This window comes from Pantoea sp. X-Soil-MYKO-1785 (assembly GCF_059730675.1).
The window spans coordinates 3,064,177-3,086,762 of record NZ_AP036000.1 but is presented as its reverse complement, the minus strand read 5'-3'; the positions used below and the strand labels follow the sequence as shown (position 1 = coordinate 3,086,762).

The window sequence follows — 22,586 nt, the reverse complement described above, 5'->3', positions numbered from 1 at the left end:
CGCACAGCCGGCCGCAGAGTCGGCTTTTTTTTGGCAAAAAAAGCATCATCCCCAATCGGATAACATCCGCCGTCTGGCGTCAGCGTCACGCATGCTGCGTGACGCTGCGTCGGCGCGGGTGTCAGCCAACGGGGAAAACGAACGCAAGGGGATAAATGATGACTCGTCGCGCCATTGGCGTCAGTGAACGACCGCCGTTACTGCAAACCATTCCACTCAGTCTGCAACATCTGTTCGCCATGTTTGGTGCCACGGTGCTGGTGCCGATTCTGTTCCACATCAACCCGGCTACCGTACTGTTATTCAACGGCGTCGGCACGCTGATTTATCTGTTTATCTGTAAGGGCAAAATTCCCGCCTATCTCGGCTCAAGCTTTGCTTTTATCTCGCCGGTGCTGCTGCTGTTGCCACTGGGCTACGAGGTGGCACTGGGCGGATTTATTCTGTGCGGCGTGCTGTTCTGTATCGTGGCGTTGATTGTGAAACGGGCCGGTACCGGCTGGCTGGATGTGATGTTTCCACCGGCGGCGATGGGCGCGATAGTCGCGGTAATCGGTCTGGAGCTGGCTGGCGTGGCGGCGAATATGGCCGGTCTGCTGCCGGCTGAGGGCAGTTCGCCCGACAGCACCACGGTAATTATCTCGCTGGTGACGCTGGCGGTGACGGTGTTTGGTTCAGTGCTGTTTCGCGGCTTCCTGGCGATTATCCCGATTCTGATCGGCGTGCTGGTCGGCTATACGCTCTCGTGGTTTATGGGCATCGTCGACTGGCGTGGGGTAGAAAACGCGCCGTGGTTCGCGCTGCCCACTTTCTATACGCCACGCTTCGAGTGGGTCGCGATGCTGACCATTCTGCCGGCGGCGCTGGTGGTGATTGCCGAACACATCGGCCATCTGGTGGTGACGGCTAATATCGTCAAGAAAGATCTGATCCGCGACCCGGGCCTGCACCGCTCGATGTTCGCCAATGGCTTATCAACGGTGATCTCCGGTTTCTTTGGATCGACGCCCAATACCACCTACGGTGAGAACATCGGCGTGATGGCGATCACCCGCGTCTACAGCACCTGGGTGATTGGCGGCGCGGCGATCCTCGCCATTCTTCTGTCGTGTGTCGGAAAACTGGCGGCGGCGATTCAGGCGATCCCGGTGCCGGTGATGGGCGGCGTCTCGCTGCTGCTGTACGGGGTGATTGGCGCGTCCGGTATCCGAGTGCTGATCGAATCCAAAGTGGACTATAACAAAGCGCAGAATCTGATCCTGACCTCGGTGATCCTGATCATCGGCGTCAGCGGTGCGAAGGTGCATATCGGCGCGGCGGAGCTGAAAGGCATGGCGCTGGCCACCCTCGTCGGCGTGGGATTAGCGCTGATCTTCCGCGTGATTTCACTGCTGCGTCCGGAAGAAGTGGTGCTGGAAGCTGACGAACGCCAGGATTCCTGATCGTTAGTCGCTTGCTGAGATCGGGGCAGGGACGCTCCATTCATCTCTTTCTGAAAACTGTGGTAGACTTGCCCGGTTTTTTGCTTGTTCTCTTGCTGAGGTGCTTCTGAACACGCCGGCACAATTGTCATTGCCACTCTATTTGCCTGACGACGAAACCTTCGCCAGCTTCTGGCCGGGGGAGAACCCGTCGCTGATTGCCGCGCTGAAAGGTGCTCTCAACCAACAACATGGCAGCTATCTCTACTTCTGGTCGCGCGAAGGCGGTGGCCGGAGCCATCTGCTGCACGCCGCCTGCGCAGAAATGTCAGCGCGCGGTGCGGCGGTCGGCTATGTGCCGCTGGATAAGCGCACCTGGTTCGTGCCGGAAGTGCTGGAAGGGATGGAGCAACTGTCACTGGTCTGCATCGATAATATCGAGTGCATTGCCGGCGAGCCGGAGTGGGAAATGGCGATCTTCGATCTCTACAACCGCATTCTGGAAACCGGCAATACCCGCCTGTTTATCACCGGCGATCGTCCGCCACGTCAGCTTAATCTGCAGTTGCCCGATCTGGCTTCGCGCCTCGACTGGGGGCAGATCTACCGTCTGCAGCCGCTCTCCGACGAAGATAAGTTGCAGGCGTTGCAGCTGCGGGCCGGATTGCGCGGTTTTGAGTTGCCGGAAGACGTTGGCCGCTTCCTGCTGAAGCGACTCGATCGCGAAATGCGCACGCTGTTTGATACGCTGGATCGCCTCGATCGCGCCTCGATCAGCGCCCAGCGCAAACTGACCATCCCCTTTGTTAAAGAGACGCTCGGCCTTTAAATAATCCCCAGTACCGCTTCGGGTGGGCGGCCGATGCGCGCCTGGTCGCCATTAATCACAATCGGTCGCTCAATCAGGCTGGGATTGTCGACTAACGCGGCGATCAGTTCAGCCTCACTCTTCGTTTCCTCCGCCAGCCCCAGCTCATGATAAAGCGGCTCTTTGGTGCGCATCAGCTGGCGTATACTCTGCATGCCCAGCTTCTGCAGCAGGATTTGCAGCGTGTCGCGGGTCGGTGGAGTTTGCAGATAGAGCACCACCTCAGGTTCAATGCCGCGTTGCTGTAACAGCGCCAGCGTTTCGCGACTCTTGCTACAGCGCGGATTGTGATAAATCGTCACCATTTCAGGCGATCTCCTCTGATAACAGGCCAGTTAGCCTTTCTGATATTGTTTAAAGCGCTGCTGCAACTGCCGCAGCTGATCGATACGGGCATCGTAACGCGCCTGCTTCAGGCTGCCGAGCGGCACCTGGGCGCTGGCGCTGCTGAGAGTGGTGATCGCTTGATCTAGCTGGCCGTTGAGCGCCAGGCTTTCAGCGCGCGCCGACAGCTCTTCATCGTTCAGTCCCTGCTGGGCTGATGCCTGTGCCAGTAAATCCCAGCCGTTAGGATCATCTTTATTGGTCCAGGTGTAGCGATTCAGAATGCGGCTGGCGTTGGCCGGTTGTTTCGCTTCAACGTAGGCGTTTGCCAGGTTGAGCTGTACTACCGGGCTGTTCTTCGCGCTGGTTGCGCCGGTAAGCAGGGCGATCGCCTGTTGCGGCTGGTTCAGTCCGATGTCGATATCCGACATGATATCGAGGAACCAGACGTTATCCGGCTGCTTCGCCAGCAGCGGAGTGATGATCCGCTTCGCATCGGCGTAGCTTTTCGCCTGCAAAAACTGCACCGCCTTACCGTACTGCGACGCCAGCTGTTCGCGGGTGTTGCCGCTGGCGTACTGGTTCAGCAGTTCATCGGTCAGCTGATTGCGGCCGGTGGCGTACATCCCCAGCGCACGCACCTTCGCCAGATAGAAATCCTGACTGGACTGCACCACCACCGGTCGCATCTGGTTGGCGCGGTTGCGCGCATCAGCCAGACGGCTGTCAGGCAGCGGGTGCGTCAGCAGAATCTCCGGCGGCTTCGACGAGAAGCGGCTCTGATCGGCCAGCTTCTGTAGAAAGTTTGGCATCGCCTGGGGATCAAAACCGGCACGTTGCAGCACCTGAATCCCGATGCGATCCGCCTCCTGCTCGTTACCCTGGGTGAAGCTGATAATGCCTTGCTGGGTTCCCGCCAGCGTCCCGGTTAGCGCCGCCATACCGGCCTGCGGATTGGCCATCGCCAGCAGGATTGAGCCCAGCGCGCCGACCCAGGTGAGTGGGGCATTACGCTTTTGATCTTCCATGGCGCGAGCCAGATGGCGCTGGGTCACGTGGGAAATTTCATGCGCCATCACCGAGGCCAGCTGGCTTTCATTTTCGGTGAACCGGAACAGCGCAGAGTGCAGCACCACATTGCCGCCAAAGAAGGCAAAGGCGTTGAGTTCATCGTTCTGAATCAGAAAGAAGTGGAACGGCGTCTTAACCGAATCGGCGTGGGACACCAGCCGCTGGCCGAGCTGATTGATGTACTGGTTAAGCAACGGGTCGTTGATCAGGGGAGCACTGGCGCGCAGCTGGCGAACGTAGAAGTCGCCCATCTGTAATTCCTGATTAATCGACAGCGTTGAGCCCGCCGTGGTCCCCATATCGGGCAGGGAATCACTGATGTCGGCCCAGGCAGGTGCCAGACTGGTTAACATCAGCGTCGGGAGCAGTGCGGCAATCAGCGTTTTTTTTAACCGGTTCAACATGCCTTAATCCTGTAAAGAGGCCCTGAAACTGGCCAGGTGCGCAGCGGTAAGCTTCCGTTTTTTCGCAGCTAACAGCGGTTCGCAACCATCTTAACCACAGCATGATAAGAAAGGAATGGGGTATTCTGCGCCGAATGGTGTCTGTTTTGTGCAAGACCGCCTTTTCTGACGAAAAAAATTGAATATGTTAACAACCTAAACCGCAGTTAAACGAAAAAACGCCGGCCGCCTGAGCTGAGGGTAATGGACGAAAGGATTCCGGCTTATTCAGGTTTTCCCGATGTAGCTGATGGAAATAAAGCAGATTATGCTGAGAGCGAATTAAATCGCCCCGGGCACTTAATTTAAAGTTATGTAAATTCACTCAAAAAAACTGAATATGGCATGAATTTTTCCAGGTTTACTCCGAAAAAAAGGCCGTTTTGCGCGCTTTATGCCCATGGCCTCGATTGATTAATTAAATCTTCCTCATCAGCTAACCGTTATTCGCTCCAGTAAATAATGGTATTTTATTCATCTGAAGTCATAAAGCCTGCTGGCAATTAACGATTATATTAAGGTCCATATATTATTCACTTTACATTGCCCGCTAATGAAAATTTTCGATTGATTAAGCTCTGACATTATTTCGTTCATCACCCAGGCTGTGCTGACGCACATTTACTCAGGCGCTGAATATCGATGCGCTGTGATATAGATATTGCCCGGATTCAGAATATGGATCTGTAACGCGTTATTTGCCGGAGAGGAGTGTTATGCGTTCAGCGGTTGCTTACGTGTTAATTGCCATTGTGGGCGGTGTGGTCGGCGCGGTTGTCACACAAAGCGGCAATATCTATGACAAAGTTACGCGGCATTTTTCGTCTGAGCCACCGGAGCCTGAGGGTTTCTGGAGTACGCCAGCGATTGAGGGTTACGGCAAAATTCATTATGAGGCTGACGCCGCTTTTAAACCGGTAGCGGGGCTGAGCAATAAAATTGTTTTCCAGATTACCCGCAGCGACGGTGCGATGACCGCGCCAAATCTGGGGCTGGAGCGGGTCGCGCGGGTAGTGAATCTCTATATCGCCTCAGGCATTCCGGCTGACCAGTTGAAATTTGTGGTCTCAGTAACCGGCGACGCTACCCCGGCGATGCTGGATAACGCCCATTTCAGGAAGTTCTATGGCATTGATAATCCGAACCTGAAACTGATCGATGAGTTAAATAAATCCGGCGTGAAAGTATCGGTCTGCGATCAGTCGGTGGCCTTCCATCACTATCCCAATAACTGGATTGATAAGTCGGTGGTGCATGCGCTTTCCAGTCCGACCACGGTATCGACCCTGCAAAATCAGGGTTACGCGTGGCTGGCAATGTAATTAATACTTTGTCTAATACATCAGGAGAATAAGTGATGCGTCCAGCAGCTTTTATTGTGGTCGCCGCCGTGGCGGGGTTTATTGGGGGTAATGTTTTACAGTTGCCGGAATTATTCGATAAGGTCAGCGGTAAAGTGGCGGATAATAAAACCCAGCCGGCAGATTTCTGGAGTACGCCAGCCATTGAGGGCTACGGAAAAATACATTACGTCGATACGCCAGCCTTTAAACCGGGCACCACGCCAGGCCTGAGCAATAAAATCGTTTTCCAGATCAACCGCAGTGAAGGCGATATCCGACAGCCGAACCTGGGACTGGAGCGGGTTGCTCGCGTGACTAACCTCTATTATGCGGCGGGCGTCCCGCTCGACCAGCTTAAATTCGTGGTATCGATCAACAGCGACGCGGTTCCGGCTGCCTTAACCAATGCGCAGTTTCATAAAGCTTACGGCGTCGACAACCCGAACCTTAAATTGATCGGTGAACTGAAAAAAGCCGGCGTTGAAGTGTCGATTTGCGATCAGTCGGTGGCGTTCCATCAGCTGGAGCGCGAATGGATCGACCCGATGGTCACTCATACTATCTCCAGCGGCACGACCGTCGCTACGCTGCAAAATGAAGGCTACGCTTTCCTGATGCTGTGATTCGGCCAGCGGCGACAGCGCCGCTGTGCTCTTATCGTCAGGTTCCCGCACCCTGCCTGCCCGCTAAGTGGGACTGATTTTCTGCTGCAACGCTGGCTGGCATCGCAGGCAAGCGTGACCCCGACCTGCGGTGTTGACCACGTTTCTTCACTATGCCCGTCTTATACTCGCCAGCCGCTGGACAATCAGGGCCAGCTAAATTTGAATTTAGTACGCTGCCGACGGCCTTAAACCTGCTCAAATCCTCCGCCAGGGTGTAGACTTACGCCCGGAATCATCTGCACATCCGGCACACGCTAAAAACAATAATCAGGCGCGTAAGACATGACTTTTTCTCCTGCGGCGGCAACGCCATGCTAAGGCGTTTTCGGCCCAAAACCGATCTACGCAATCTAATCGCACTGCTGGTTATGGCCAGCATCGTCATTACGCTGGCCAATACCCTCTACGCGACCTGGCGGGTACAGCGTCAGGTATTGATTGAAAGCACCCTTGAGGCTAACCGGGCTTATGCCGCTAAACTGGCCTCCACCAGCGAGATTTTCTTCCAGCTGGCGCAGTCACAGCTGCATTACAGCGCCAATCAGCTCAGTAATAATTTTAATAACCAGACGCTGCTGCAAAACGAAGTCAACCGCCTGCGCGAGCAAACCACCAGTTTTAACTCGGTGGCGGTGGTGGATGAGCAGGGGATAGTAAAAGCCATCTCGCCGGAGTCGCTGACGCTGAAAGGAATGCATCTGACCAGTGAAGCGTCACGCGAAGCGCTGGAGATGCGCCAGCCGAACATCAGTAAACCCACTCTTTCTGCAGCAAACAATTTGCTGGTATTTGTCTCCTGGCCGATCTGGAGCCGCGATGGCGACTATCTGGGCTATGTGGGCGGCACCATCTATCTGAAGAAAAAGAGCATTCTGAACGCGCTGCTGGGCGAGCAGTTTTATCGTGATGGCACCAGCGTCTACGTGCTTGATAGCAATAATCAGGTGCTCTATCACCAGAATCGGCAGCTGATTGGCAAAGTGCTGCCCGCCATCATCGGGCCGCGTGAGGAGCAGAGCAATGGCTCGCTGATGCTCTCGCAGTCGGGTGAAGTTAAGCAACTGGCAGGTTATGCCGTGGTGCCGACCACCGGCTGGACGGTAGTGGCGCTCAAGCCGATCAATGTCACGCTGCAGCCGCTTTCCGGGCTGTTGCTCAAGGTATTGAAAAACTCCGTGCCGTTTGCGCTGCTGACGCTGCTGGTAGCGGTCGTGCTGGCCCGGCTGATTGCGCTGCCGCTGTGGCAACTGGCCCGTAAAGCCAGCCGGATGGATGCGCAGGGCGTGTCAAGGGAGATTGGCGGCATCAGCGCCTGGTATTTTGAGGCCGCGCAGGTCAAACGCGCACTGCTGACCGGCATTGGTCTGGTGCAGGACAAAATTGGCCGGCTCAACTCGGAAGCGCAAACCGATCCGCTGACCCAGTTACTGAACCGTCGCGGTCTCAACGCGGTACTGGACTATTACCAGACGCTGCGCCAGCCGTTTTCGGTGCTGGCACTGGATATCGATCACTTTAAAAACGTCAACGACAGCTGGGGACACGACGTTGGCGATCGGGTGATCCAACAGGTGGCGAGTACCCTGCGAGCCAGTGCCCGTCAGTCCGACGTGGTCTGCCGCAGCGGCGGCGAGGAATTTCTGATGCTGCTGCCGGGCACTCCGCTGGAAGAAGCGCTGATCATCGCCGAGCGGGTGCGGCTCGGCATTGCCGAAGCCTGGCTCACCGACGTTGGCCGTATCACCTTATCGATTGGCGTCTCGGCATGGAACGGTCAGCAGGAGGTGTCGCTGGAAGCCAGCTTAAAGCAGGCCGATGCCGCACTGTATCAGGCGAAAAACGGCGGACGTAACTGCGTGATTGCGGCGCCCGTCAGCTAGCTGCGCGCCAGCAGGCAACGCCCTGTTCAGGCTGCTCATATCAGGTACAATCGTCCTCCTTTTGGCTGTATTGGATCGGAAGTTATGCTGGCTTTATTATTTCAATGGTACAAACGTCGCTTCAGCGATCCGCAGGCCATCGCCCTGCTGGTGATCCTGCTGGCGGGCTTCTGTATCCTGTTTTTCTTAAGCGATCTGCTGGCACCGCTGCTGCTGGCCGTAGTGCTGGCCTACCTGCTGGAATGGCCAACGGCGCGACTACAGCGCGTCGGTTGCAGCCGAAGCTGGGCCACCTCGATTGTGCTGGTGCTGTTCGCCGGTATTCTGCTGGTAATGGTGCTGATTGTGGCGCCGGTCGCCTGGCAGCAGGGGATTAATCTGACCCGCGACCTGCCCAACATGCTCAATAAGCTCTATCTGTTTTCCGCCGGGCTGCCGAAGCGTTTTCCGGCACTGATGGATGCCGGCATCATCGATCTGATAGCTGAGAACCTGCGTAGCCGGCTGAGCGGCATGGGTGATTCGCTGGTCCGCTACTCTCTGGCGTCGCTGGTTGGCCTGATGACGCTGATGATCTACCTGGTGCTGGTGCCGCTGATGGTGTTCTTCCTGTTAAAGGATAAAGAGCAGATGCTGAACGCGGTGCGTCGGGTATTGCCGCGCAATCGCGGTCTGGCGGGTGTGGTGTGGCTGGAGATGAATCAGCAGATCACTAACTATATTCGCGGCAAAGTGCTGGAGATGGTGGTGGTCGGCATCGCCAGCTGGCTGGCCTTCCTGTTTCTCGGCCTCAACTATGCGCTGTTACTGGCGGTACTGGTGGGGATTTCGGTGTTAATTCCCTATATTGGCGCGATGCTGGTCACCCTGCCGGTAATCGGCGTTGGGCTGTTTCAGTGGGGGATGGGCAGCGAATTCTGGACCATGTTTATCGTCTATCTGGTAATTCAGGCGCTGGATGGCAACATTCTGGTGCCGATACTGTTCTCGGAGGCGGTCAATCTGCATCCGCTGGTAATTATCTTATCGGTGGTGATTTTTGGCGGGCTGTGGGGATTCTGGGGCGTGTTCTTTGCCATTCCACTGGCGACGCTGGTCAAAGCGGTGGTGCATGCCTGGCCGGATGAGCACCGGACGGCGTAATAAGCCGGGCGCGGCAAGTGAACTGCCGCGCCCGACAGCCATCAGGCGGACTTAACGTAGTCCAGCACGATGTCGTGGTGATTTGAGGTTTTGAAGTTATCGAATACCTTTTCCACCTTGCCATCCGCATCCAGCAGGAAGCTGATGCGATGGATGCCGTCATAGGTTTTACCCATAAAGGTCTTTTCACCCCAGACGCCGAATGCCTTACAGACCTCATGATCTTCATCCGACAGCAGGGTGAAGTTCAGCAGCTCTTTTTCGACAAAGCGTGACAGTTTTTCCGGTTTGTCAGTGCTGATGCCCAGCACTTCGACGCCCGCTTTTTTCAACTCATCCATATTGTCACGCAGACCACACGCCTGGACGGTGCAGCCTGGCGTCATCGCCTTCGGATAGAAATACACCAGAACGCGCTGTCCCTGGAAGTCGGTCAAATTAACCTGTTCGCCGTCCTGATCGGGCAAGCTAAATTTCGGTGCGGTATCACCGGCTTTCAGTGGATTCATCACATCTCTCCATTTTTTATTCAGGCTGTCGGTAATACACCATCCGGCCGGAAACTGCCAAACGGAAAATTACCATCAGGGGGTATTTCACCACATAGCCGCGCACGTTTGGCTGACAGTAATGTGGAGAAATAGCTCCGGTATCGTGACCTGGGCCGTTAGCGTGCCGGGCTGATGGCTTCACTGCTGTCGGCATCCGACGCACTGTAAAGACGCAGCGAACCCTGGGCATTCAGCTCATGACACAGCGTATTAAAGGCCTGCTCAAACGACGTGCCTTCGGTCCGCGTTGGACTGTGGGCGGTCATTTGAATATAGAGCGTTGGGGGTAAATCGTGTTGCCCCGGCGTGATCCGTGACACCAGTTCGGCAACGTTCATCTGATGTTTATCGATCAGATCGGTAAAGCGCTCAATGATGTGCGGCGAATCCGCCACCTCAACCTGAATAAACGCGGTATCCGGCATCGGCGGACGCTGACGGGCATTGGTGCGCTTCATCACGATCAGCAGTTCCAGTTCGGCACCTTTCAGCGGCAGAGTGGATTCAATCAGCGTAATGGCGTTCCAGCTGCCGGAGAGCAACATGATAAAGGTGAACTCATCCCCGAGCATGGCGAGACGGCTATCTTCAATATTGCAACCGCAGCTGCTGACGTGTCGGGTAATGGTATTGACGATACCCGGACGGTCAACACCGAGCGCGGTGATCACCAGATGATGGGGCTGAGATTGCGGCAAAATGGCTTTTCCTGTGCTTTCGCTAATAACCATAAGGTAAACATAAAAAAAACTGCTGACAAGCGCGGGAATAGCGTGGCTTGCTTGCTTTTCCCTAAGTGTAAAACGTACCATGAAGCACTTGTTTGTCGAGGGGATCGCCAATGTTTACGGGAAGTATTGTTGCACTCGTTACGCCAATGGATGACAAAGGTAATGTCTGCCGTGCGAGTCTGAAAAAACTGATTGATTATCATGTCGCCAGCGGCACCGCGGCGATTGTTTCCGTCGGCACCACAGGCGAATCGGCCACGCTAAGCCATGAAGAACACGGCGATGTGGTGATGCTGACCCTGGAGCTGGCCGATGGCCGGATCCCGGTGATTGCCGGAACCGGGGCGAATGCCACCGCAGAAGGCATCTCTCTGACTAAACGTTTCGAACACTCCGGCGTGGTCGGCTGTCTGACCGTTACGCCGTACTACAACCGTCCGACGCAGGAAGGGTTGTTCCAGCACTTTAAAGCCATCGCCGACAGCACCAGCCTGCCGCAAATGCTGTATAACGTTCCCTCGCGCACCGGGTGTGACATGCTGCCGGAAACCGTTGCCCGTCTGGCTGAAATAAAAAATATTATCGGAATCAAAGAGGCAACCGGGAACTTATCGCGGGTTAGTCAGATCCAAGAGCTGGTTAATGAAGAGTTCATTCTGGTGAGTGGCGACGACGCTACCGCACTGGACTTTATGCAACTGGGCGGCAAAGGCGTCATTTCGGTGACTGCGAACGTGGCCGCGCGCGAAATGGCCGAGCTGTGCACACTGGCGCAGCAGGGCAATTTCGTCGAGGCTCGCCGCCTGAATCAGCGTCTGATGCATCTGCACCAGACGCTTTTCTGTGAACCCAATCCTATCCCGGTAAAATGGGCTGCGAAACAGCTAGGATTAATCGCTAACGACACGCTGCGTCTGCCAATGACGCCACTGACTGCAGCCGGCCAGCCGAAAGTGGAGCAGGCGCTGGTGAAAGCGGGTTTGCGATAATTTAGGGAGTTTGAATGAATTACTCAGTAAAGCGGTCAACGGTAGCTACCGTGGTGGGGCTTTCCACCCTGATGCTGTTGTCGGCCTGTTCGAGCGACCAGCGCTACAAGCGCCAGGTCAGCGGTGATGAATCTTACCTGCAAGCCAGCGAATTACGTGAACTGAAGGCCCCTGCCGGAATGATCCTGCCGGTTCAGCGTGGCGATTTTGACGTGCCGCGCACCAGCAGTCAGGCGCCGACCGGCAAGCAGCTCGATATCCGTCCACCGGCCCAGCCACTGGCGCTGCTGAACGGAACGCGCGCCCAATACAGCAATAATACCGGCGCGCTGATGATTGAGAACAGCCGTGGCTCTGTCTGGTCACAGGTGGTTAATGTGGTGCAGTCTTACAAATTCCCGATTGCGTCACGTAATGACGCGGGACAGCAGCTGACCACTGACTGGGTGCAGTGGAATCGGGCTGATGAAGATCAGCAGTACCGTGGCCGCTACCAGATCAGCGTGCAGTCGCAGAGCTATCAGCAGCTGCTGACGGTGCGCCTGCTGGAACTGCAACAGGATGGCAAAACCATCACCTCGCCGGCGCAAATCCAGCGTTATACCGCGCAGATGCTCAACGACATCAGCACCGGTCTGGATAAGATCGAAACCGCCAGCGAAAACGCCGCTTCAGGTCGGGTGAATGGTGCGATTGATGTGCAGAGTGGCGCAGATGATACCGGCTTGCCGTTGCTGATCCTGCGTACGCCTTACAACGTGGCATGGCAGCGTCTGCCAGAGGCGATGAAACGCGTCGGCATGGAAGTGACGGACACCACCCGTTCAACCGGCAGCATGAAGGTGACCTATAAATCACCGGGCAGCAGCAGCTGGGATGAAGTGGGCGCGAAAGATCCGGAATTGCCAAACGGTGATTACAAAGTGCAGGTCGGCGATCTCGATAACCGCACCAGCCTGCAGTTCATCGATCCGAAAGGGCACGTGCTGACCCAGGCGCAAAATGATGCGCTGGTGGCGGTGTTCCAGGGCGCGCTGAACAAATAAAGTGATTAACGGCCGGAGATTCTCCGGCCTTTTTATTTTGTTTTTGGCATAATAGCGCGCGGCGAAGTAATCGATTGCGTCCCGCCAATCGCCGCAGCGGCACAGGCCGTTGAACACCCGTTATTTCAAGTCTGGAGTTAACAAGATGCAAAAGCGAGCTGAGTTGTATCGCGGTAAAGCGAAAACCGTATACAGCACCGACAATCCGGATCTGCTGATACTCGAATTCCGCAACGATACGTCAGCCGGTGACGGCGCCCGAATCGAGCAGTTTGATCGCAAGGGAATGGTGAACAACAAGTTTAACCATTTCATCATGACTAAACTGCAGGAAGCGGGTATCCCGACCCAGATGGAAGCGCTGCTGTCTGATAACGAAGCGCTGGTGAAGAAGCTGGAGATGGTGCCGGTTGAGTGTGTGGTTCGCAACCGTGCCGCGGGTTCACTGGTCAAGCGTCTGGGCGTGGAAGAGGGGATGGTGCTGAATCCACCGCTGTTCGATCTTTTCCTGAAAGATGATGCGAAACATGACCCGATGGTCAATGAATCCTACTGCGAAACCTTTGGCTGGGTCAGCAAGGCAAACCTGGCGCGGATGCAGGAACTGACCTTCAAAGCCAACGAGGTGCTGAGCAAGCTGTTTGATGACGCTGGCTTAATTCTGGTCGACTTCAAGCTGGAGTTTGGTCTGTTTAACGGCGAAGTGACGCTGGGCGATGAGTTCTCGCCAGATGGCGCGCGCCTGTGGGACAAACAGACGCTGGATAAAATGGACAAAGACCGTTTCCGCCAGAGCCTCGGTGGCGTGGTGGAAGCCTATGAAGCGGTGGCTCACCGACTGGGCGTGAAGCTCGATTAAGTCGTACAATACCGCAGAAAAAGGAGAGCCCCGGCTCTCCTTTTTTCATTTTGGCGTAAAGCTGGTGATTGCATCGGCACACAACTAAAATCATGCCATCTGAGTAAACTGCTAAGGGAGTAAAGCATGCGCTGGCAAGGGCGTCGCGAAAGCGACAATGTAGAGGACCGTCGCGATCAATCGTCCGGTTATGGCGGAGGCCGCCAGATTCGTCTGCCGCGCGGCAAAGGCGGTATCGTTCTGCTGATTGTGGTGGCAGTGGCGGGCTATTATGGCTATGACCTGACCGGCTTACTGACCGGGGGTGAGGTGGCACCGACCAGCCAGCAACAGCAACGCAGCGTCAGTCCGAATGAGGATGAAGCGGCGAAATTTACCAGGGTGATGCTGGCGACCACTGAAGATACCTGGGGAAAACTGTTCCAGCAGATGAACAAACAGTATGTCGCGCCGAAGCTGGTGATGTATCGCGGTGCCACCCGCACCGGTTGCGGTACCGGCCAGTCAGTGATGGGGCCGTTCTACTGTCCTGCCGATCAGACGGTCTATATCGATCTCTCGTTTTATGATGAGATGAAAACCAAACTCGGTGCCGGCGGCGACTTTGCTCAGGGCTATGTGATTGCGCATGAAGTAGGCCATCACGTGCAAAAACTGCTGGGTATCGAACCGAAAGTACGCGAAATGCAGCAGGGTGCCAGCCAGACCCAGGTGAATCAGCTGTCGGTCAAAATGGAGTTACAGGCTGACTGCTTTGCTGGCGTCTGGGGACACTATATGCAGCAGGAAAATATCCTTGAAGTTGGCGATCTGCAGGAAGCCCTGAATGCCGCTGAGGCGATTGGCGACGATCGGCTGCAGCAAAAAAGTCAGGGCCGGGTGGTGCCGGACAGCTTTACCCACGGCAGCTCGCAGCAGCGATACAGCTGGTTCAAGCGCGGCTTTGATGGCGGTAATCCAGGGCAGTGCAACACCTTCGCCAGCAACCAGTGACCCTGCAACACCTCACCGCACAGATGCAGCAGGCCGGCATTCGTCGGCTGGCGGTGATCAGCGGCGATGCAGAGTGGTGTCTGGCGCGGGCGAGGGCGTGGCGTGACGCGCTGGCGGGTGACTGGCTGACGCTAGGCGACAGCGCACTGTTTCCCGGTCCACACTGTGTGCCGGCGGCGGTGCGTACCCTGCTGGGACGCGAATTCCATCATGCGATTTTCGATGCCCGGCAGGGCTTTCATGCCGAAGCCTTCGCGGCGCTGGCTGGAACCTTAACCGCCGGTAGCTGGCTGCTGCTGCTGCTCCCGCCCTGGGCAGATTGGCCGCAACAGCCTGATACCGATAGCCTGCGCTGGGCGGACGTCGCCGAGCCGATCGCCACGCCTCGCTTCGTTGACCATCTGCAACAGCTGATTCTGGACGATGCTGAAGTGTTGCTGGAGCAGCAGCATCAGCCCTGCCGTTTGCCGCCGCACACCGACTGGCCGCAGTGGCAGTGTCAGGCACCGCAACAGCAGCAGGCGGTGCTGCAACATCTGCTGGCGCTGCCGTCCGGCGTGGCGGTGCTGACCGCCGCCCGCGGGCGCGGGAAGTCGGCGCTGGCGGGAATGCTGGCGCGCCAGCAGGAGAACTGTCTGGTGACCGCACCGGCCAGGGCGTCCACCGGCGTGCTGGCCGCGTTTGCTGGCGATCATTTTCACTTTATGGCACCGGATGCGCTGCTGGCGCTGGTGCCGCCGCCGCCCGTTACCTGGCTGATTATTGATGAAGCCGCCGCCATTCCCGCGCCGTTGCTGCAGACGCTGGTCAGCCGTTTTTCCCGGGTATTACTCACCACCACGGTGCAGGGTTACGAAGGCAGCGGACGCGGTTTTATCCTGAAATTTTGCGCCGGACTGCCGCAGGTGCGCTATTTCACCCTCGATGAACCACTGCGCTGGTCGCGCAACGATCCGCTGGAACGCTGGCTCAACCAGGCGCTGCTGTTTGACGATGCCGCTGCCGTCGCGCCATCATCCTCAGCGCTTCCGCATCGGGCGTCGCGCAACGATTTTACGGCGCTGCAGGCGGCCTATCGGCTGCTGACCAGCGCTCATTACCGCACCTCGCCGCTTGATTTACGCCGTCTGCTGGATGCGCCCGGCATGCAGCTGTGGCTGACGGGTGACGCGTTGGCGTTGCAGGGCGCGCTATGGCTGGTGGAAGAGGGCGGGCTTGATCCTGCCCTGGCGCAGGCGGTATGGGCCGGAACCCGACGCCCGCGCGGTAACCTGGTAGCCCAGTCGCTGGCGGCGCACGCCGGACTGGCTGAGGCGGCCACGTTACGCTCACTGCGCATCAGCCGCATTGCCGTGGCGGCGGAGAGTCGTCGCCGTGGTGTTGGTCAGCAGCTGGTGGCTGCGGCCCGTCACGCCGCCGCGGATTACGACTATCTTTCCGTCAGCTTCGGCTACACTGAATCTCTTTGGGCTTTCTGGCGCAGCTGTGGTTTTACCCTGGTACGCATCGGCAGCCAGCGTGAAGCCAGCAGCGGCTGCTACGCCGCAATGGCAATGCTGGCCTGTTCGGCTGCCGGTGAGGCGTTGCAGCGGCGGGCCGCTCACCAGCTGGCCCGCGACTGGCCGGTGCTGCGTCAGCATATCGCGCTGGACCCGGACATCACTGCGTGCCGGGAGGCTGGTTTCACGCCGCAGGATGCCCGACTGGCGGCCGGTTTCGCCTGGGCGCAGCGGCCACTGGAGGCCAGCTTGCCGGTGTTACAGCGGCTGACCAGGATCTCTGTTCAGCCATTACCGCTGATCGAGGCCGCCATCGCTGCCCCTGAGGCGCTGTCTGCGCTGGCCCGACAGGCGGGACTGAGCGGCCGTAAAGCGTTAATTGCCGCACTGCGTCAGCAAGCCGCTCTCGCGCTTGAAACGCTGCCGGAGGTTGATGCTGACGTCTTACGTCGGTCGTTGAAATAATTCGACCGGCGGCTTCAAATATTCCTCATATCATTTCGCGCCCGGCGGCGTAGAGTGACAACAGGAGGTCAACATGACACTGAAATATGTAATCGTTCAACAGCCTGCCACCGCGGCCCAGCTGTTCCTGCTCTATCACGGCGTGGGCGACAACCCGGATTCAATGGGCGAGATCGGCAGCTGGTTTGCCCGCACCTTTCCTGAGGCGCTGGTGGTTTCGGTGGGATCGCCTGCCGCTGGTCGTCAGTGGTTTACCGAAGCGGAATTACACGACCAGACGGTTCAGCAGCGGGTAGATGCCGCCATGCCGCAGTTTGTTGAGTCGGTGCGTCACTGGCAGCAGCAGAGTGGTGTGCGGGCGGAAGCCACGGCGCTGATCGGCTTTTCGCAGGGGGGCAGCATGGTACTGGAAGGAGTGAAAGCCCACGCCGACCTGGCGGGGCGCGCGGTGGTGTTCAATGGCCGTTTCGTCACTCTGCCAGAGAAAGCCAGCACCCGCACCACGGTGCATCTGATCCACGGCGATTATGATGAGCAGATCCCGCTGCATCATGCGCAGCAGGCAGAGCAACGCCTGACGGCATTAGGCGGCGATGTGACGCTGGATATTGTCGACGATTTAGCCCACGCGATTGACCATCGCAGCATGGAGCTGGCGCTTAATCATCTGCGTTATACGGTTCCGAAACGCTACTTTGATGAAGCGTTAAGCGGGGCGAAACCCGGTGATGACGATGTGATTGTGATGATGTAAAAATGCCCTCGCACGGCGAGGGCATCCGCGATTACTTTTTCTTCGGCCAGTCGTCGTCATCGTCCCATTTATCGTTAAAATCACGATGCGGCGGCAGGTCCGGTTTGTTATCCATAAATTTTTTATGATCGATGCGTTTCAGGTCTTTATACACATTCATCAGCACGCCAACCATCAGCAGGATCACCAGGATCCACCAGTAGTCTTTAATAAACTCCATTTCCCGCTCCTTAACATCGCACTCAGGCGATCAGTTGTTCCATGATGCGTTGATACATCCGGCTCAGCATCTGCAGGTCGGAGGCTTTCACACACTCATTGATTTTATGAATGGTGGCATTCACCGGCCCCAGTTCTACTACCTGCGCACCCATCCGGGCGATAAAACGGCCATCAGAGGTGCCGCCGGTGGTCAGCAGCTGCGGCTTAATCTCATTATAGTGCGCCACCGCTTTCACCACCGCATCGACCAGCTTACCGCGATCGGTCAGGAACGGCTGACCTGAGAGTTTCCACTCAATGGTGTAGCGCAGCTGATGACGATCCAGCAGTTCTGCTACCCGCTGGCGGATCATCTCATCGGTCAGCTCAGTGCTGAAACGGAAGTTGAACTGCACGAACAGCTCGCCAGGGATGACGTTGTTGCTGCCGGTTCCGGCCTGTACGTTGGCAATCTGCATGCTGGTTGCCGGAAAGAAGGCGTTGCCCTGGTCCCACTCGACGGCCACCAGTTCGTTCAGCGCCGGCATCGCCCGATGCACCGGGTTATCGGCCAGATGCGGATAGGCGACATGACCCTGAACCCCATGCACCGTCAGATTGGCGGTGATTGAGCCGCGCCGGCCATTTTTCACCACGTCGCCCACCACTTCGGTACTGGACGGTTCGCCGACCAGGCAGTAATCAAGCCGTTCCTGGCGTGCCATCAGGCGCTCAACCACTTTAACGGTACCGTTAGCCCCGCTGGCCTCTTCGTCGGAGGTAATCAAAAACGCCAGCCGGCCTTTATGCTGAGGATGCACGGCGACAAAACGTTCCGCGGCCACCACCATCGCCGCCAGCGAGCCTTTCATATCGGCCGCACCGCGGCCAAACAGCATGCCGTCGCGAATGGTCGGTTCAAAAGGGGGATTGATCCAGCGGTTGGCATCGCCCGCCGGCACCACGTCGGTATGACCGGCAAACGCCAGCGTTTCGCCTTCACCGCGGGTCGCCCAGAAATTCAGGGTGTCACCGATGTTCATGGTCTCGATGTGAAAGCCAATCGCCTGCAGGCGGGCGATCAGCAATGCCTGACAGCCGGCATCATCGGGGCTGAGAGACGGGCGACGAATAAGCTGTTGCGTCAGCTCAATGACCGGGCAAAACATATTATGACTTCTCCTGGATAGCATTCTGATAGGTCGTCTCACTAAAGCCGGCCAGCAAAATGCCATCCGGAGTGCGTAACAGCGGGCGTTTAATCATCGCAGGCTGGGCCAGCATCAGCGCTTTGGCGCTGTCTGCATCGGTGACGGCCTCGCGCTCTGCCTCGGGCAATTTACGCCAGGTGGTGCCGCGGGTGTTGAGCAGGGTGGTATAACCCAGCGCATCAATAAATTCCTGCAGCTGCGCGTCACTCAGGCCATCAGCACGGTAGTCATGGAACCGATAGTCGATGCCAGCAGCCGTTAAAAAGCCCCGGGCTTTTTTTATCGTGTCGCAATTTTTAATCCCGTACATCACCCACTGCGCGCTCATTGCCTGATCCTTATTATCCTGTGAAACGTTGAAGCTGAAAAAAGCAGCCAAAGCGCGAGTTTAGCATAGTGCGATCCGTTGCGGCATCTCACCCGGCGGGCCAGACCCGTCAATTATCCTCACCGACAGGCACCAGGTAAACGTTATCAATTTCAGCCGTAATCATTACCTGGCTTATCATTGGCTAATTAAGAATTTCGCCATGTTGAGAAAATAAGCTACCGCTGGGGTTATTAACTAATAATTGCAGACGGGTTAAGCAGTTGCTGAAATGTGCGTCAGCTACCAAATCCGATAAATCTCAGGTTTTATTCACCGCTGCCGATAGTGATAACAGGTGTAAACGTATTCACCTGATGAAAAATAGCGCGTAACATTGCCATCACAATAAGAGAGGGCATTATGATTGACACTGAAATGGGGAACTGGAAAGAATTTATCGAAGCGATGTTACGCAACAAGTAACACGTGACGAGAAAAGCAGGGCGTTTCCCTCTTGCTGCAATTCTTACCACACACAGAAATAAGGCGGTCACTGATATCAGTGGCCGCTTTTTATTTCTGCTGCGATTGCCGGTTGAGCCAGCCGGCTTAATCGTGCGGCTTCTCTTTCAGCGGGAAGCGACGGCGTACCAGCACAAAGAACAGCGGCACGAAGAAGATCGCCAGCAGCGTGGCGGAGATCATGCCGCCCATCACCCCGGTGCCGACCGCATGCTGGCTGCCGGAGCCGGCACCGCTGCTGATCGCCATCGGCAGTACCCCAAAGATAAAGGCCAGCGAGGTCATCAGAATCGGCCGCAGGCGCTGGCGTGCGGCCTCCAGCGTCGCGGCCACCAGTTCGCCGCCTTTGCTGTTGATCTCATTGGCAAATTCAACAATCAGGATGGCGTTCTTGGCGGAGAGGCCCACTACCGTCAGTAACCCCACCTGGAAGTAGACGTCGTTTTCCAGCCCGCGCAGCCAGGTGGCGATCAGCGCGCCAACCACGCCGAGCGGGACCACCAGCATCACCGAGAACGGAATCGACCAGCTCTCATATAGCGCGGCGAGACAGAGGAACACCACCAGCAGCGAGATAGCATACAGCGCCGGTGCCTGCGAGCCGGACAGCCGCTCCTGGTACGACGCGCCGCTCCACTGGAAGCCGACGCCCAGCGGTAAGGCGTTGACCAGCTTTTCCATCTCATCCATCGCGGTGCCGCTGCTGACGCCATTGGCGGCTTCGCCGACAATCTCCAGCGAGGAGTAGCCGTTGTAGCGTTCCAGCCGGGGGGAGCCGGTCTCCCAGCGGCTGGTGGCGAAGGCGGAGAACGGCACCATGCCGCCGCTGCTGTTGCGCACGTACCACTTATTAATATCGCCCGGCAGCATGCGGAATTGGGCTGCCGCCTGCACGTAGACTTTTTTCACCCGGCCACGATCGAGGAAGTCATTCACATAGCTTGAGCCCCAGGCGGTGGTCAGGGTGTCGTTGATGGTATCGAGCGAAACGCCCAGCGCCTGCGCTTTACGCTCATCGACATCGATTTGCAGCTGCGGGCTATCGTCGAGGCCGTTGTGCCGCACCCGCGATAACGATTTATCACTGGCGGCCATCTCCAGTAGCCTGTCGCGCATCGCCATTAACTGCGTATGGCCGAGCCCGGCGTGATCCTGCAGCTGCAGGTCAAAGCCCGACGAGCTGCCCATGCCGGTAATGGCTGGCGGACTGCTGGCTATCACCCGGCCCTCTTTAATTTTCTGAAACGCCTTAGTGGCGCGATCGATAATCGCGAACGAGGTGCGATCGGCACCGGGACGATCTTCCCAGTTTTTCAGTCGGACAAACAGCCGCGCCACGTTCTGGCCATTACCGCCAGGTCCTGCGCCGATGGTTGAGAACACCGACAGCACATTGGCCTGCTCTTCGGTCAGATAGTAATTTTCGACTTTTGCCACCACGGCGGCGGTCTGCTCTAAGGTCGATCCGGCCGGAAGCTGAACCTGGGTCAGAAACACCCCGCGATCTTCCAGCGGCAGGAACGAGGTTGGCAGACGCAGAAACAGGAAGGCCATCAGCCCGATAAGCGCAAGATAGAGCAGCAGCCAGCGGCCGCCCTTACGCAGAATGCCCGCCACGCCGTGCTGGTAGCGGTCCGCGTTTTTATTGAAGTGACGATTGAACCAGCCGAAGAAGCCGCCACGACCGTGCGGCTCGCCCTGCGCCACCGGCTTAAGCAGTGTGGCGCACAGCGCCGGGGTCAGAATCATCGCCACCAGCACCGACAGCACCATCGCCGACACAATGGTGATTGAGAACTGGCGATAAATGGCCCCGACCGTGCCGCCAAAAAAGGCCATCGGCACGAAGACGGCCGAGAGCACCAGCGCAATCCCGACCAGTGCGCCCTGAATCTGCCCCATCGATTTGCGCGTCGCGGCACGGGGCGACAATCCCTCTTCGCTCATCAGGCGTTCCACGTTTTCCACCACCACGATGGCGTCGTCCACCAGCAGGCCGATCGCCAGCACCATGGCGAACATCGTCAGGGTATTGATGCTGAAACCGCAGGCGTAGAGCACGCTGAAGGTGCCAAACAGCACCACCGGCACGGCGATGGTGGGGATCAGTGTGGCGCGGAAGTTCTGCATAAACAGGTACATTACGCCAAACACCAGCACAATCGCTTCCAGCAGCGTCTTCACCACATCAGTAATCGACGCTTTGACAAACGGCGAGGTTTCATAGGCAATTTTGGCTTCCAGCCCGTGCGGGAAATAGTGGGACAACTCCTCAATCCGCGCCCGCACCAGCTTGTCGGTATTCATCTCATTGGCGCCCGAGGCCAGTTTGACCCCCAGACCGGAAGCGGGCTGGCCGTTATAGCGGCTGAGGTAGTCATATTTTTCTGCGCCCAGCGCCACGCTGGCGACATCACCCAGCGTCACTACCGAGCCATCAGGATTGTTCTTCAGGGTAATCGCCCGGAACTGCTCTGGCGTCTGCAGCATCGACTGGGCATTCACCGTGGCGTTAAGCGCCTGCTTTTCTACCGATGGCAGGCCGCCGACCTGGCCGACGGCGACCTGGGCATTCTGCGACTCGATGGCGCTGACCACGTCATCGGTGGTCAGCGAGTAGGCGATCAGCTTGTTGGGATCGAGCCAGATGCGCATCGCATACTGTGAACCATAGGCATCGACCTGGCCGACGCCATCAATGCGGCTCAGCGGGTCCTGGATATTACTGGCGACATAATCGGCAATATCCTGCTTATCCATGCTGCCGTCGGTTGAGACAAACGCCACCATCAGAATGTTGCTGTCACCGGTTTTATTAACCGTCACGCCCTGCGACTGTACTGCCTGGGGGAGTTTTCGCAGCGCGGATTGCAGCTGGTTTTGCACCTGCTGACGCGCTTCATCCGGATCGGTGCCGGCGGTGAAGGTGAGGGTTATCTGCGCCTGGCCGGTGTTGCTGCTGTTAGATGACATGTACATCAGGTTATCGATGCCGGTCATGTTTTGCTCGATCACCTGGGTAACGGTGTTCTCCAGCGTCTCGGCGGAGGCGCCAGGATAGTTAGCGGTGATCCGCACGTTAGGCGGCGCCAGGTCGGGATACTGTTCCACAGGCAGCGAAATAATGGAAAGGGTGCCGCAAAGACACAGCAAAATCGCCAGAACCCATGCAAAGATGGGTCGGTCGATAAAGAAATTCGACATTAAATCGACACTCCTCAGTGCTTTTTTATCAGGAACGGGGGCCCAGGAAAGGGTGCACCGGCAGAGCAACCGGATGAGCTGTCCCACGATTTC

The 22,586-nt window shown here is 57.2% G+C and carries 21 protein-coding genes; 13 read left to right on the top strand and 8 right to left on the bottom strand.

The annotated features are described in order from the left end of the window. The first annotated feature begins 158 nt into the window (after nucleotides 1-158). Together uraA and hda are read left to right on the top strand one after the other, a co-directional pair. Nucleotides 159-1,442, top strand: coding sequence for a uracil permease (uraA, locus tag AC6I8D_RS14665; protein ID WP_312055200.1), 1,284 nt, complete (start codon nucleotides 159-161; stop codon nucleotides 1,440-1,442). Between the two features lie 106 nt (nucleotides 1,443-1,548). Beyond that, nucleotides 1,549-2,250 (top strand): DnaA inactivator Hda, encoded by a 702-nt coding sequence (gene hda, locus AC6I8D_RS14660; protein WP_180217190.1) that lies wholly within the window; start codon nucleotides 1,549-1,551, stop codon nucleotides 2,248-2,250. Here the strand turns inward: hda and arsC are convergent. Together arsC and bepA are read right to left on the bottom strand one after the other, a co-directional pair. After that, nucleotides 2,247-2,594: an arsenate reductase (glutaredoxin) gene (gene arsC / locus AC6I8D_RS14655; RefSeq protein WP_312055055.1), complete on the bottom strand. Its 348-nt coding sequence runs from the start codon at nucleotides 2,592-2,594 to the stop codon at nucleotides 2,247-2,249. The genes hda and arsC overlap by 4 nt on opposite strands. 30 nt (nucleotides 2,595-2,624) lie before the next feature. Then, nucleotides 2,625-4,088 (bottom strand): beta-barrel assembly-enhancing protease, encoded by a 1,464-nt coding sequence (gene bepA / locus AC6I8D_RS14650; RefSeq protein WP_312055053.1) that lies wholly within the window; start codon nucleotides 4,086-4,088, stop codon nucleotides 2,625-2,627. A gap of 755 nt (nucleotides 4,089-4,843) precedes the next feature. On the opposite strand from bepA, the gene AC6I8D_RS14645 reads away from it, so the two are divergent. The 4 genes from AC6I8D_RS14645 (at nucleotide 4,844) to AC6I8D_RS14630 (ending at nucleotide 9,158) form a co-directional block, all read left to right on the top strand. Beyond that, entirely contained in the window at nucleotides 4,844-5,449 is a 606-nt protein-coding gene (locus AC6I8D_RS14645; RefSeq protein WP_497820388.1) for a DsrE family protein, read from the top strand. Nucleotides 5,450-5,484: 35 nt separating this feature from the next. After that, entirely contained in the window at nucleotides 5,485-6,093 is a 609-nt protein-coding gene (locus AC6I8D_RS14640; RefSeq protein ID WP_312055050.1) for a DsrE family protein, read from the top strand. 353 nt (nucleotides 6,094-6,446) lie between these two features. Continuing rightward, a complete protein-coding gene (locus AC6I8D_RS14635; RefSeq protein ID WP_497820387.1) occupies nucleotides 6,447-8,015 on the top strand; it encodes a sensor domain-containing diguanylate cyclase in 1,569 nt (522 codons plus the stop codon). A gap of 84 nt (nucleotides 8,016-8,099) precedes the next feature. Next, nucleotides 8,100-9,158, top strand: coding sequence for an AI-2E family transporter (locus AC6I8D_RS14630; protein WP_312055047.1), 1,059 nt, complete (start codon nucleotides 8,100-8,102; stop codon nucleotides 9,156-9,158). Nucleotides 9,159-9,199: 41 nt separating this feature from the next. On the opposite strand, the gene bcp is transcribed toward AC6I8D_RS14630, so the two are convergent. Further along, on the bottom strand, nucleotides 9,200-9,667 hold the full coding sequence (gene bcp, locus AC6I8D_RS14625; protein ID WP_031375386.1) for a thioredoxin-dependent thiol peroxidase: 468 nt from the start codon (nucleotides 9,665-9,667) through the stop codon (nucleotides 9,200-9,202). A 158-nt stretch (nucleotides 9,668-9,825) separates the two neighbouring features. Further along, a complete protein-coding gene (locus AC6I8D_RS14620) occupies nucleotides 9,826-10,407 on the bottom strand; it encodes a glycine cleavage system transcriptional repressor (RefSeq protein ID WP_409455984.1) in 582 nt (193 codons plus the stop codon). 143 nt (nucleotides 10,408-10,550) lie between these two features. On the opposite strand from AC6I8D_RS14620, the gene dapA reads away from it, so the two are divergent. The 6 genes from dapA (at nucleotide 10,551) to ypfH (ending at nucleotide 17,045) form a co-directional block, all read left to right on the top strand. Then, complete coding sequence (gene dapA, locus AC6I8D_RS14615) at nucleotides 10,551-11,429, top strand: 4-hydroxy-tetrahydrodipicolinate synthase (protein ID WP_031375388.1); 879 nt, start codon at nucleotides 10,551-10,553, stop codon at nucleotides 11,427-11,429. A gap of 14 nt (nucleotides 11,430-11,443) precedes the next feature. Continuing rightward, nucleotides 11,444-12,475: an outer membrane protein assembly factor BamC gene (gene bamC / locus AC6I8D_RS14610; protein ID WP_312055045.1), complete on the top strand. Its 1,032-nt coding sequence runs from the start codon at nucleotides 11,444-11,446 to the stop codon at nucleotides 12,473-12,475. Nucleotides 12,476-12,620: 145 nt separating this feature from the next. Beyond that, a complete protein-coding gene (gene purC, locus AC6I8D_RS14605; RefSeq protein WP_312055043.1) occupies nucleotides 12,621-13,334 on the top strand; it encodes a phosphoribosylaminoimidazolesuccinocarboxamide synthase in 714 nt (237 codons plus the stop codon). Nucleotides 13,335-13,460: 126 nt separating this feature from the next. Next, nucleotides 13,461-14,327 (top strand): KPN_02809 family neutral zinc metallopeptidase, encoded by an 867-nt coding sequence (gene ypfJ, locus AC6I8D_RS14600; RefSeq protein ID WP_312758986.1) that lies wholly within the window; start codon nucleotides 13,461-13,463, stop codon nucleotides 14,325-14,327. Further along, the gene (locus AC6I8D_RS14595; protein ID WP_497820688.1) at nucleotides 14,324-16,291 is read left to right on the top strand and encodes a tRNA(Met) cytidine acetyltransferase TmcA; all 1,968 of its coding nucleotides are present in this window, start codon (nucleotides 14,324-14,326) and stop codon (nucleotides 16,289-16,291) included. The genes ypfJ and AC6I8D_RS14595 overlap by 4 nt, the downstream gene beginning before the upstream one ends. Nucleotides 16,292-16,364: 73 nt before the next feature. Then, on the top strand, nucleotides 16,365-17,045 hold the full coding sequence (ypfH, locus tag AC6I8D_RS14590; protein ID WP_069728722.1) for an esterase: 681 nt from the start codon (nucleotides 16,365-16,367) through the stop codon (nucleotides 17,043-17,045). A gap of 31 nt (nucleotides 17,046-17,076) precedes the next feature. Here the strand turns inward: ypfH and AC6I8D_RS14585 are convergent, their stop codons facing one another. The 3 genes from AC6I8D_RS14585 to AC6I8D_RS14575 are packed head-to-tail and all read right to left on the bottom strand — an operon-like array spanning nucleotide 17,077 to nucleotide 18,785. Further along, nucleotides 17,077-17,265: a YpfN family protein gene (locus tag AC6I8D_RS14585; RefSeq protein WP_031375834.1), complete on the bottom strand. Its 189-nt coding sequence runs from the start codon at nucleotides 17,263-17,265 to the stop codon at nucleotides 17,077-17,079. A gap of 22 nt (nucleotides 17,266-17,287) precedes the next feature. Continuing rightward, the gene (gene dapE / locus AC6I8D_RS14580) at nucleotides 17,288-18,415 is read right to left on the bottom strand and encodes a succinyl-diaminopimelate desuccinylase (protein ID WP_312055038.1); all 1,128 of its coding nucleotides are present in this window, start codon (nucleotides 18,413-18,415) and stop codon (nucleotides 17,288-17,290) included. A 1-nt stretch (nucleotide 18,416) separates the two neighbouring features. Continuing rightward, complete coding sequence (locus AC6I8D_RS14575) at nucleotides 18,417-18,785, bottom strand: ArsC family reductase (protein WP_497820386.1); 369 nt, start codon at nucleotides 18,783-18,785, stop codon at nucleotides 18,417-18,419. Between the two features lie 402 nt (nucleotides 18,786-19,187). Here AC6I8D_RS14575 and ypfM point away from each other — a divergent pair, with 402 nt between their 5' ends. After that, nucleotides 19,188-19,250, top strand: coding sequence for a protein YpfM (gene ypfM / locus AC6I8D_RS14570; RefSeq protein WP_139015967.1), 63 nt, complete (start codon nucleotides 19,188-19,190; stop codon nucleotides 19,248-19,250). Nucleotides 19,251-19,376: 126 nt separating this feature from the next. Here ypfM and acrD read toward each other — a convergent pair whose 3' ends face one another. Next, a complete protein-coding gene (acrD, locus tag AC6I8D_RS14565; RefSeq protein ID WP_497820385.1) occupies nucleotides 19,377-22,493 on the bottom strand; it encodes a multidrug efflux RND transporter permease AcrD in 3,117 nt (1,038 codons plus the stop codon). Nucleotides 22,494-22,586: the final 93 nt, after the last annotated feature.